Below are 11,292 nucleotides of genomic sequence, written 5' to 3' on the forward strand. Positions count from 1 at the left end.
TCAGCGAAAGGAGCAGCGATGAAAGGCATCATTTTAGCCGGAGGATCGGGAACGCGGTTACATCCCATCACCCGTGCAGTTTCTAAGCAACTGCTGCCGGTCTATGACAAACCAATGATCTACTACCCGCTGTCAGTACTGATGCTGGCGGGTATCCGCGATATTCTGCTGATTACCACGGCGGAAGATCGAGCGCAATTTGAGCGCCTGCTGGGCGACGGAGCGGAATTTGGTCTGCGGCTCAGTTACGCGGTTCAGCCCCATCCGGACGGTCTGGCGCAGGCGTTTATCATCGGTGAATCGTTTATTGGCGACGATAACTGCTGCCTGGTACTGGGCGACAATCTTTACTTCGGCCAGGGATTCAGTCCGAAGCTAAGAAAAGTGGTAGAGCAGAACCGCGGCGCGACCGTGTTCGGTTATCAGGTGATGGATCCCGAACGCTTCGGCGTGGTGGAGTTTGATGATGATTTTAAAGCGATCTCTATTGAAGAGAAGCCAAAACAGCCGAAGTCTCGCTGGGCGGTCACCGGCCTCTATTTCTATGATAATCAGGTAGTCGACTTCGCCAGACAGGTTAAGCCTTCGCCACGCGGTGAACTGGAAATCACCGCCATTAATCAGATGTATCTTGAGCGCGGTGAGCTGACCGTCGAACTGCTGGGACGCGGGTTCGCGTGGCTGGATACCGGCACCCATGACAGCCTGGTGGAAGCGAGCATGTTTGTGCAGACGGTTGAAAAACGTCAGGGCTTCAAGATCGCCTGTCTGGAAGAGATCGCCTGGCGTAACAGCTGGCTGAGTGATGACCAGCTACGTGCGGCAGGCGAAGCGCTGACTAAAACCGGCTACGGCCAATACCTGCTGGATCTGTTACATGCCCGTCCACGTCAATATTAATCCCCTTAGCTGGGAGAGCCAGTTCTTCGGTATTGAAACCGTGCGGCTGGATCTTAACGGTGACACCGCTCTGGATGCAGCGCTGCAACATCCCTGCGCGCTGCTGCAGGTCAAAGTGCCCGCCAGCCAGACCGCGCTGATTGATACGCTGCAGCAGCACCGGTTCCAGCTGGTGGAAGGTGAAGCGGATCTGACGCTGCTGATTAACCAGACCGAACGACAGGTCGGCATTCGCATTGCACGCGAGGCGCAAATTCCGGCCCTGCGCGAGGCGGCCTCACAGCTGTTCAGTCAGAGTCGCTTTCGTGCGCCGTGGTATGCGCCCGACGCCAGCGGTCGTTTCTACGCCCAGTGGATTGAAAACGCGGTGCGTGGCACCTTTGATCATCAATGCCTGGTGGCTGCGGATGCGGCAGGCCAGCTACAGGGCTTCGTCTCGTTGCGTGAAGTGGACGGCGACGCTCGTATCGGTTTGCTGGCGGTGCTGCCTGACGCGCAGGGCCAGGGACTGGGCCAACGGCTGATGCTGGCGGCAGCGGACTGGGCGCGGGTGCGGCGACTGGCGCAGCTTCGGGTCGCCACTCAGCTCAGTAATCTCACGGCGATGCGCCTCTATTTACGCAGCGGTGCCCGTATCGACAGCACCGCCTACTGGTTCTACAGGAAAGGTCATGATTCCATTTAATGCACCCCCGGTTGTGGGCACGGAAATTGAGTACATGCAGTCGGCGATGAACAGCGGCAAGCTGTGCGGAGACGGCGGTTTTACCCGTCGCTGCCAGCAGTGGATGGAGCAGCGCTTTGGCAGTAAAAAAGTGCTGCTGACGCCCTCCTGTACCGCGTCACTGGAGATGGCCGCGCTGTTGATCGATCTGCAGCCGGGCGATGAAGTGATCATGCCGAGCTATACCTTCGTCTCTACCGCCAACGCTTTTGTGCTGCGCGGCGCCCGCATCGTGTTTGTCGATGTGCGTCCCGATACCATGAATATCGACGAGACGCTGATCGAAGCCGCCATCACCGAAAGAACCCGCGCTATTGTGCCGGTGCACTACGCCGGCGTCGCCTGTGAAATGGACACCATAATGGCGCTGGCGGCGAAGCATAAGCTGTTTGTCATTGAAGATGCGGCGCAGGGCGTGATGTCACGCTACAAAGGCCGTGCGCTGGGCACCATAGGTCACATTGGTTGTTTCAGCTTCCATGAAACCAAGAATTACACCGCCGGTGGTGAAGGCGGGGCGACCTTAATTAATGACGCCAGCCTGGTCGAGCGTGCCGAAATCATTCGCGAAAAAGGCACTAACCGCAGCCAGTTTTTCCGCGGTCAGGTGGATAAATATACCTGGCGCGATATGGGATCAAGCTACCTGATGGCCGATTTGCAGGCAGCCTATCTCTGGGCGCAGCTGGAAGCGGCTGAACGTATCAACCAGCAGCGGTTGCGCATCTGGCAACGTTATCATGATGCGTTACAGCCGCTGGCAGAGCAGGGACGAATCGCGCTGCCGGTAATCCCCGCCAGCTGCGAGCACAACGCGCATATGTTCTATATCAAACTGCGCGATCAGGACGATCGTCAGGCGCTGATTAACTGGATGAAAGAGGCCGAGATACTGACGGTATTCCACTATATTCCGCTACACAGTTCGCCGGCTGGCCAGCGTTTCTCGCAGTTTGTTGGCGACGACCGCTTCACCACCGTTGAGAGCGAACGCCTGCTGCGCCTGCCGCTGTTCTATAACCTGTCGGATAACAACCAGAGCACGGTTATCAGCTCGCTGCTGAGCTTCTTTTCCTGATGTCACTGGCCAAAGCTTCAGTGTGGACCGCGTCGTCCACGCTGGTAAAAATCGTTGCCGGACTGCTGGTGGTCAAACTGCTGGCGGTCAGCTTCGGGCCGGAGGGCGTCGGTCAGGCGGGTAACTTTCGTCAGCTGATCACCGTGCTGGGTGTGCTGGCGGGGGCCGGAATTTTCAACGGCGTCACCAGCTATGTGGCGCAGTATCAGCAGCAGCCCGAGCGGTTACGAGCGCTGGTTGGCACCGCCTCAACCCTGGTGCTGGGCTTTTCCGGCGTGCTGGCGCTGCTGTTCCTGCTGGCGGCAGGCCCGATCAGCAATGCGCTTTTTGGTCACGATCGCTATCAGAACGTGATCCGCGTGGTGGCGTTTCTTCAGCTCGGTATCGCGTGGGCGAACTTTAGTCTGGCGCTGCTGAAAGGGTATCGTGATGCGCGCGGCAATGCGCTGGCGCTGATTCTCGGCAGCCTGATTGGCGTCGTGGGTTATCTGCTGTGCTGGTGGTTGGGTGGTTATCAGGGCGCACTGATCGGTCTGGCGCTGGTGCCGGCCCTGTTGCTGGTGCCGGCTGTGATCTTGCTGAAGCGCCGCGTACCTTTGCCGCTCAGCTGGCTGCGTCCGCAATGGCAGCCCGAGCTGGCGCGTAATCTGGCTAAATATACCCTGATGGCGTTGATTACCACCGTGACGCTACCGGTGGCCTGGGTAATGATGCGTAACCTGCTGGCGGCGCAGCAAGGCTGGGCGCAGGTCGGACTGTGGCAGGGCGTGACCAGTATCTCCGATGCCTATCTGCAATTTATTACCGCCACTTTCAGCGTCTGGCTGCTGCCGACGCTGGCGCGACTGGATAACAAACGCGATATTGCACAGGAAATTGGCCGGGCGCTGCGCTTTGTGCTGCCGGCGGTGGCGGTGGCCAGTTTCGCGGTCTGGATCCTGCGGGATGTTGCCATCAGCCTGCTGTTTTCCGACGCGTTCCGTGGCATGCGCGATCTGTTTGTCTGGCAACTGTGTGGCGATGTTTTTAAAGTGGGAGCCTATGTTTTCGGATATCTGGTGATCGCCAAAGCCTCGCTGCGCTTTTATGTTCTGACTGAGATCAGCCAGTTTGTATTGCTGACGCTGTTCTCGCGCTGGCTAATTCCGTTACAGGGCGCAACGGGAGCGGCGCAGGCTTACATGTTTACCTATATGGCTTACTTTGCCCTGTGTTGTGGCGCTTTTATGATTTATTGCCGGAAAAAATGACTTTAATTCACGTTTTGGGATCGGATATTCCCCACCACAACCTCACGGTGCTGCGCTTCTTCAACGATGTACTGAGCGTTGAACAGCCCACGGCTACGCCACGCCATTTTATGGTGGTAACGCCACAGCCTGAGAGTTTTTCGCCGTTCAGCGCCTTACAGATTGAGTGCTTTGCCAGTAAAAAAGCGCTGGCGCAGGCGGTATTGCAGCGTGCCAGGCGGCGTCAGCAACGCTTCTTCTGCCACGGCCAGTTCAATCCCTGGCTCTGGCTGGCGTTACTCAGCGGCAAGCTGCATCGTTCCCAGCTGTTCTGGCACGTGTGGGGCGCAGATCTGTATGAAGATTCTCGCAGCCTGAAGTTTCGCCTGTTCTATTTTCTGCGCCGGATGGCGCAGGGGCGAGTGGCGCACGTTTTTGCCACGCGCGGCGATCTGCATCATTACCAGCAACGCCATCGCCGGGTACCCGGTTCGTTACTCTATTTCCCGACCCGCATGCCGGATGTGGCGGTCCATGCTGCGCCCGATCCGACGTTTACTCTGTTGCTGGGAAATTCAGGCGATCCGAGCAACCGGCATATCGACGGACTCAAGGCGATTCACGCGCAGTTTGGCGACCAGCTGCGTATTGAGGTACCGCTGGGTTATCCGCCGAACAATCAGGCCTATATCAGTCAGGTGAGAGCGGCGGCTGAGGCGCTGTTTCCGCAGGGACAGGTGAAGCTGATTGATGAGAAAATGGCGTTTGATGACTATTTAGCGCTGCTGGCGCGCTGCCACGTCGGCTATTTTATGTTTGAACGTCAGCAGGGGATCGGGACCTTGTGTCTGTTAATCCAGGCCAACGTGCCCTTTGTGCTGAGTCGTAAAAACCCATTCTGGCGTGATGTGGCGGAGCAGCAGTTGCCGGTGCTGTTCAGCGAAGATGCACTCACGCCTGCGGTGATTAGCGAGGCGCGTCGTCAGTTAGCGAGCTGCGACAAACAGGCGATAGCCTTTTTTGCGCCCGGCTATCTGGCCGGATGGCGCTCAGCATTACGCCTCAGCGAAGGGGAGTTGTCATGAGCCTGATGCAGTTTAGCGGTCTGCTGGCGGTCTACCTGCTGTCGCTGGGTTTTATTCTCACCCTGACCTGGCGGGAGTTTAAGCGCGTGCGTTTTAACTTCCATCTGTTCTTCACACTGCTGTTCTTACTGACTTTTTACTTCGGGTTTCCGCTGACCAGCGTGCTGGTGTTCCGCTTTAATGTTGAGGTGGTGCCGGTGGCGTCTCTGCTGCAGGCGCTGCTGTCGGCCACCGGATTTTATGCCCTCTATTACGTCAGCTATAAGGTCCGACTGCGGCCCGCTAACGCCCCGCCGGCTAAACCCTGGCTGCAGATGAATCGGGTCGAAACTCATCTGACCTGCGTGATCCTGGCGCTGGTGGCGCTGGGCACCGTGACGGTTTTTTTCATCCACAACGGCTTTCTGCTGTTCCGCCTGACCGCCTATAACCAGATCTTCTCCAGCGAAGTCTCTGGCGTGGCGCTCAAGCGCTTCTTCTACTTCTTTATTCCGGCGATGTTGATCCCCTATTTTTTGCGTCCGTCACGACGCAACTGGCTGCTGTTTCTGCTGGTGACCGTCGCTTTTGGTCTGCTGACCTACGCGCTGGTCGGCGGAACCCGTGCCAATATCATTATCGCGTTTGCCCTGTTTCTGTTTATAGGCATCACCCGCGGCTGGATTACCCTGTGGATGCTGGCAACCGCAGGTGTGATGGCGATTGCCGGCATGTTCTGGCTGGCGCTGCGCCGTTATAACCTCGACGTGATGGGCGATGAAGCCTTTTATACCTTTCTCTACCTGACGCGTGATACCTTCTCGCCTTGGGAGAACCTGGCATTACTGCTGGATAACTATGCCAAAATTGAGTTCCAGGGGCTGGCGCCGCTCTGGCGTGATTTTTATGTGTTTATTCCCAGCTGGCTGTGGCCGGATCGTCCGCTGGCGGTGCTGAACAGCGCTAACTACTTCACCTGGGAAGTGCTGAATAACCATTCGGGACTGGCGATTTCGCCGACGCTGATCGGTTCACTGGTGGTAATGGGCGGCGTCTGGGCGATTCCGATCGGCGCGGTGGCGGTGGGGATGATTATCAAAGTCTTCGATGCGCTCTATGCGCGTGGCTGCCAGGAAACCAATCGCTACAGCGGAGCTATTCTGCAAAGTTTCTGTTTTGGCGCGGTGTTCAACATGATCGTGCTGGCGCGTGAAGGGCTGGATGCGTTTGGCTCACGCGTGGTGTTTTTCGCTATTATTTTTGCCGCCTGTCTGGGAGTGGCTAAATTACTATTTTGGTTATTGGATCGCGCCGGTTTAATTCGCGATCGCAGCGAGCGGGTGCTGCATAGCCCCTCCTGATTAACCTCTGGGATTGACGGAAGATATGACAAAGTTACCTGACTCGCCGCAGTACCGGATTCGCGGCGTCGCACTGTATGGCTTCGACAGCATGCCGTCGGCGGTGGATTTTTTAATGCCGCCGCAGGGCGTGCGGAGCGGCATCTTAGTCGCCATCAATGCAGAAAAGATTCTGACTGCCGAACGGGATGAGGGATTACGTAACCTGTTAACCCAGGCCGAGTTCGCTTATCCGGACGGCATCAGTATCGTTCGTTCAATCCGTAAAAAATACCCGCAGGCTTCGGTACAGCGCATTGCTGGCGCAGACTTATGGGAAGCGCTAATGGAGCGCGCCGGACGTGAGGGTACCCCGGTATTTCTGATTGGTGGGCGTCAGGCGGTGCTGGATGAAACCTGCGACAAGCTGCGGCGGCAGTGGAATGTGAACATTGTCGGGGCGCAGGATGGTTATTTTGCGCCAGCCGAGCAGGATGCGCTGTTTGCCCGCGTGGCCGCCAGCGGTGCGAAGCTGGTGACGGTTGCGCTGGGTTCACCCCGCCAGGAGCTGTTAATGCTGGCGTGCCGCGCCCACTGGCCTGGTGCGCTCTATATGGGCGTTGGCGGCACCTATGATGTTTTCACCGGCCATGTGAAGCGGGCACCTAAAATCTGGCAGCGGCTGGGACTGGAATGGCTCTATCGGCTGATCAGGCAGCCGAGCCGCTGGCGCAGGCAATTAAAACTGCTGAGATATTTGCGCTATCACTGGCGCGGCGATCTCTGATATTGCTGATTAATGCCGCATTTTTACCCGGCGAGTCGGGAGAAATGCACTATTTGTCGACGAAATGCACAAAGCGTAATCAAACGCGTTTTTTTATTCAAAAAGCACTAGACACGATGGGCGCTTATCTCTAGTATGCACATCCGCAACGGCGCTACGCGCCCGTAGCTCAGCTGGATAGAGCGCTGCCCTCCGGAGGCAGAGGTCTCAGGTTCGAATCCTGTCGGGCGCGCCATATCGTTTGTGCGCATGAGCTTCGGTGGTTTGATTTACCGCGTTAGTTGGCAGTAAAGATTTAAATGCTGCAGGTTTTAAACTTGTAACATTCGGTACAGTGGTGGCTATAGCTCAGTTGGTAGAGCCCTGGATTGTGATTCCAGTTGTCGTGGGTTCGAGTCCCATTAGCCACCCCAGATTTTGCTGGGATACGCGAAGGTGGCGGAATTGGTAGACGCGCTAGCTTCAGGTGTTAGTGTCTTAACGGACGTGAGGGTTCAAGTCCCTCTCTTCGCACCAGGCAAAACAGTTAAAAAAATCGGCGAGTAGCGCAGCTTGGTAGCGCAACTGGTTTGGGACCAGTGGGTCGGAGGTTCGAATCCTCTCTCGCCGACCATTTTAGAAACCTGTCTGAAAAGACAGGTTTTTTTTCGTTTGTAGCAAAGGAGGATGAGGACCTCCGAAGGAGGTTTGAGCCGAGCGCAGCGAGACAACGTTGCTTCAGCAACGGCCCGCAGGGCAGGCTCGCAGAGCCAGGTAATCCTCTCTCGCCGACCATTTTAGAAACCTGTCTGAAAAGACAGGTTTTTTTTCGTTTGTAGCAAAAGAGGATGAGGACCTCCGAAGGAGGTTTGAGCCGAGCGCAGCGAGACAACGTTGCTTCAGCAACGGCCCGCAGGGCAGGCTCGCAGAGCCAGGTAATCCTCTCTCGCTGACCATTTTTAGAAGCCTGTCTGAAAAGACAGGTTTTTTTTCGTCTGTAGCAAAAGAGGATGAGGACCTCCGAAGGAGGTTTGAGCCGAGCGCAGCGAGACAAACGTTGCTTCAGCAACGGCCCGCAGGGCAGGCTCGCAGAGCCAGGTAATCCTCTCTCGCTGACCATTTTTAGAAGCCTGTCTGAAAAGACAGGTTTTTTTTCGTCTGTAGCAAAAGAGGATGAGGACCTCCGAAGGAGGTTTGAGCCGAGCGCAGCGAGACAAACGTTGCTTCAGCAACGGCCCGCAGGGCAGGCTCGCAGAGCCAGGTAATCCTCTCTCGCCGACCATTTTTAGCAACCTGTCTGAAAAGACAGGTTTTTTCGCCTGTCGTTTAGCGAATGACCGGTTGCGTCGCTATTCTGCGACAGATAACCCGTTGATTTTATAACAATGCGAGGCGATTACGCACGGCTGTCTCCAGAGAGAGACAGCGAAGCGGGCCGGTGTCGCTGAATACCGACACTCGCGGCAGGCTGCCCACGCCACTTTATCCTGCATCATTATTAAATAGCTGATTTAAAAGCTTTTAAAAAATAAAATCTAAGCTGGCATGAATTATGCAATAATAAACCTGTAGATGCTCATTCCACCTCTTATGTTTGCTGATGCTACATAAACCTGGGAATGATGCAGAGCCAATTTTTAGGTACCTGTTGTCTGCCTGCCTGTATCGCGAAAGTCTTACAGGGTTAACAGACACCACGTTGAGTCAGGTACCTGCCGGTTGTCTTACCGACCTGATCTTACACCTGCCAATGGCAGGTGTTTTTTTATCTGCGGTTTACTGCCGGCTGGCGGTCAATGTCGGGCACAAAAAAGCCGGGCAAGCCCGGCTTTTATCTTTCTCTCCGGCCGATCAGGCGCCGGGATTGTTCTTCAGCGTCAGCAATAAGCCTTCACGACGCATCTTCGCCGCTTCTTCCGGGCGACGCAGACGATCGTATACATCCGCCAGCCAGGCATAGTCAAACGCATCAGGACGCTGTGCCAGCGCCTGCTGCAGCGCTTCGGCCGCCTGTTGCCATTCACCATGACGCATCAACAGCTGACCCAGCGTACTGTGCAGCAGCGGCGTAGCACCATGCTGTTTAATCTGCTGACGTAGCGCTTTCTCCAGCGCCTCCGGGTTGCCGCTCTTAATGCGCGGCATCAGCAGCACCAGCCGATCGTCATAGTGGCGTTTCAGCCCCTCCAGCACGATTGACTGCGCGGTATCGTGATCGTCACACTCAATCAGGTGGTCAGCCATCGCGACCTGCAGCGTGGTTTCCTGACGGGTTTTGCGGCTCAGATTGCCCCACCAGCGCTTCAGTCCGTCGCTACCCTGATCGGCCATCGCCTGACTCATCAGGCCCAGCCACGCCTGTTGCTGCAGGGCAGTGCGGTGATCCTCATCGCCAACCTGTGCTTTCTGCATCGCCGGCAGAATATCCAGCAGCGCGCTCCAGCCGCCGGTACGGATATAAGCCTGTTCGGCCAGGCGCAGCACTTCAGGATGGCGCGGTGCCACTTCCAGTAAACGATCGATGCTGTGACGCGCGGCGTGATCTTCGTTACGCGCCAGCTGAATACGCGCGCGGGCAATTTCCACCGGGATGGTGTTGCTGTCTGACAGTTCAGCCGCCCGCTCCAGATGCTGATTGGCGCGCACTTCATCACCGCGCTGTTGTGCTGCTTCCGCCGCCAGCAGGTAGTTGGCAACCGGCACATCAGCATGATCGGCATCTTTAGACAGCAGCTTTTCAACCTGACGATGGTCACCTTCCGCCAGCTTCATCAGCGCGGACTGAGTATGACGCTGGGCGCGACGACGTTTACGGCCGGTAAACCAGCCGCGGGTGCGGACACCGGTACGCAGCACGCGGCGCAGCAGCCATTCCACGGCCAGAATCACCAGCAGGCTGATGATCAAAATAATCACCAGGCCGGTAACGCTGGTTTCGATATTCCAGTTATCGGTCTGAATCAGCACGTAGCCCTGATGGCCGGCGATCATCGGTCCCAGCACCACGCCAGCAATCAGCAGGATAAAGAGGATAAATACCTTAAGCATGCTTAGCCTCCCTGCTGATTAGCAGCGGCAGAGGGTTGCGCTAACAGGTTCCGCACGCGGGTTTGCATCAGCTGCTCAAGTAACGGCTGGCTTTCGAGATTGTCTGGCAGATCCATATTGATGCTCTGCTGGCTCAGCTCATCCAGCTGCGCGAGAAAAGCTTTGGTGGCGGCATCGTTGGTATCGTACCAGGCGCGAACCCAGGCGGAGACGGTGTCGATCGACTGTTTGTAGATCTCATCCTGATGACGCGGAACCGCCTGAGCGGCAATCAGCAGACGGGAACGAATGTTCTCACGCAGATAAACATCCTGATTAGGTGCCAGCAGCGGTTGTGCGGTGTTATCACGGCGACGGATGGTAATGAAGTCATCCATAAAGTTGTGCCAGCTTTTCACCAGATTCTGCCGCCATTCGCGCACTGAACCTGACAGCTCACCGCCGTCGCTGTCCATCGGCGCATCATCGCTGTCGTTGTCGGCCAGACGCAGATTGTCGACATTGTTCGATAGCTGATTCAGCTTCAGGATCACGCCATCATAGTCGACCTGGCTGACCGACGAGAGGGTGCTGATATCCTGGGTTAACGCGCGACGGACATTCATCACGCTCGGGTCGTTCATGTCAGCCAGGCTGGCATCGGCGCTTTTCAGCAACGCGGCGGCGGTGGTGACATCCTGATCGCTCCACAGTTTGCGACCCGCCAGTTTCACCAGATAATCCGCCTGCGCCAGCAACCAGCTGCGCACGTCGTTGCCTGAAATCACCGCCACTTTCTCACGCAGCGTTTCCAGCTCTTTGGCGGAGGCGCCCTGTTGGGCTTCCGCCTTCTGCAGTGCGGTTTCGGTGCTGCTCAGCTGCTGCGTTAGCTGCTGTTTGTCGTTACTGGCCTGCTGCTGAAGCGCGCTAAGCTGTTCGCTCAGGCGCTGGTTGGTTTGTGCCTGTAAATCAGCCTGATGTTTCCCATTAAGGTATAAACCTGCACCAATCGCCAGCGCAATGACGATCGCAACCGCACCCAGCACCATGCCACCGTTTTTTGCTTTACGGGGTGGTGTGGCGTTGCTGGCAGCAGAGCGGTCGACCGCTGGGGTGGTTTCTTCAACCATGGCGGAGGAGTCTTTTTGTTCCGTCATATGTGGC

Annotated in this window: 9 protein-coding genes, 4 tRNA genes and 4 other RNA genes; 15 read left to right on the top strand and 2 right to left on the bottom strand. The window is 56.6% G+C overall.

The window, feature by feature from the left end; translation table 11 throughout:
• Window positions 1-18: 18 nt before the first annotated feature.
• From rfbA to AC6I8I_RS00715, 15 genes are all read left to right on the top strand, one after another.
• Entirely contained in the window at window positions 19-900 is an 882-nt protein-coding gene (gene rfbA, locus AC6I8I_RS00645; protein WP_497828237.1) for a glucose-1-phosphate thymidylyltransferase RfbA, read from the top strand.
• The gene (rffC, locus tag AC6I8I_RS00650; protein WP_497828238.1) at window positions 878-1,585 is read left to right on the top strand and encodes a dTDP-4-amino-4,6-dideoxy-D-galactose acyltransferase; all 708 of its coding nucleotides are present in this window, start codon (window positions 878-880) and stop codon (window positions 1,583-1,585) included. Before rfbA ends, rffC begins: the two co-directional genes overlap by 23 nt.
• The gene (rffA, locus tag AC6I8I_RS00655) at window positions 1,572-2,702 is read left to right on the top strand and encodes a dTDP-4-amino-4,6-dideoxygalactose transaminase (RefSeq protein ID WP_312759233.1); all 1,131 of its coding nucleotides are present in this window, start codon (window positions 1,572-1,574) and stop codon (window positions 2,700-2,702) included. Before rffC ends, rffA begins: the two co-directional genes overlap by 14 nt.
• Window positions 2,702-3,952, top strand: a complete 1,251-nt coding sequence (gene wzxE / locus AC6I8I_RS00660) for a lipid III flippase WzxE (protein ID WP_312054770.1) — start codon at window positions 2,702-2,704, stop codon at window positions 3,950-3,952. The genes rffA and wzxE overlap by 1 nt, the downstream gene beginning before the upstream one ends.
• Complete coding sequence (gene wecF, locus AC6I8I_RS00665) at window positions 3,949-5,016, top strand: TDP-N-acetylfucosamine:lipid II N-acetylfucosaminyltransferase (protein ID WP_497828239.1); 1,068 nt, start codon at window positions 3,949-3,951, stop codon at window positions 5,014-5,016. Before wzxE ends, wecF begins: the two co-directional genes overlap by 4 nt.
• A complete protein-coding gene (gene wzyE, locus AC6I8I_RS00670) occupies window positions 5,013-6,356 on the top strand; it encodes an ECA oligosaccharide polymerase (RefSeq protein ID WP_312054766.1) in 1,344 nt (447 codons plus the stop codon). The genes wecF and wzyE overlap by 4 nt, the downstream gene beginning before the upstream one ends.
• A 25-nt stretch (window positions 6,357-6,381) precedes the next feature.
• Complete coding sequence (wecG, locus tag AC6I8I_RS00675) at window positions 6,382-7,122, top strand: lipopolysaccharide N-acetylmannosaminouronosyltransferase (protein ID WP_312054764.1); 741 nt, start codon at window positions 6,382-6,384, stop codon at window positions 7,120-7,122.
• Window positions 7,123-7,280: 158 nt separating this feature from the next.
• Window positions 7,281-7,357 (top strand) — tRNA-Arg (locus AC6I8I_RS00680).
• 102 nt (window positions 7,358-7,459) lie between these two features.
• Window positions 7,460-7,535: transfer RNA gene (locus AC6I8I_RS00685), tRNA-His, on the top strand.
• A 16-nt stretch (window positions 7,536-7,551) separates the two neighbouring features.
• A tRNA-Leu gene (locus AC6I8I_RS00690) sits at window positions 7,552-7,638 on the top strand.
• A gap of 20 nt (window positions 7,639-7,658) precedes the next feature.
• Window positions 7,659-7,735, top strand: a tRNA-Pro gene (locus tag AC6I8I_RS00695).
• 32 nt (window positions 7,736-7,767) lie between these two features.
• A non-coding RNA gene (locus AC6I8I_RS00700) (RtT sRNA) lies at window positions 7,768-7,896 on the top strand.
• A 32-nt stretch (window positions 7,897-7,928) separates the two neighbouring features.
• A non-coding RNA gene (locus tag AC6I8I_RS00705) (RtT sRNA) lies at window positions 7,929-8,057 on the top strand.
• A gap of 33 nt (window positions 8,058-8,090) precedes the next feature.
• Window positions 8,091-8,220: non-coding RNA, RtT sRNA (locus AC6I8I_RS00710), on the top strand.
• Between the two features lie 33 nt (window positions 8,221-8,253).
• Window positions 8,254-8,383: non-coding RNA, RtT sRNA (locus tag AC6I8I_RS00715), on the top strand.
• Window positions 8,384-8,952: 569 nt separating this feature from the next.
• Here AC6I8I_RS00715 and hemY read toward each other — a convergent pair.
• Both hemY and hemX read right to left on the bottom strand, forming a co-directional pair.
• Window positions 8,953-10,149 (bottom strand): protoheme IX biogenesis protein HemY, encoded by a 1,197-nt coding sequence (hemY, locus tag AC6I8I_RS00720; RefSeq protein WP_312054762.1) that lies wholly within the window; start codon window positions 10,147-10,149, stop codon window positions 8,953-8,955.
• A gap of 2 nt (window positions 10,150-10,151) precedes the next feature.
• Window positions 10,152-11,285, bottom strand: a complete 1,134-nt coding sequence (hemX, locus tag AC6I8I_RS00725; protein WP_031375046.1) for a uroporphyrinogen-III C-methyltransferase — start codon at window positions 11,283-11,285, stop codon at window positions 10,152-10,154.
• Between the last annotated feature and the right edge of the window lie 7 nt (window positions 11,286-11,292).

It is taken from the genome of Pantoea sp. X-Soil-YNGN-775 (genome assembly GCF_059730575.1).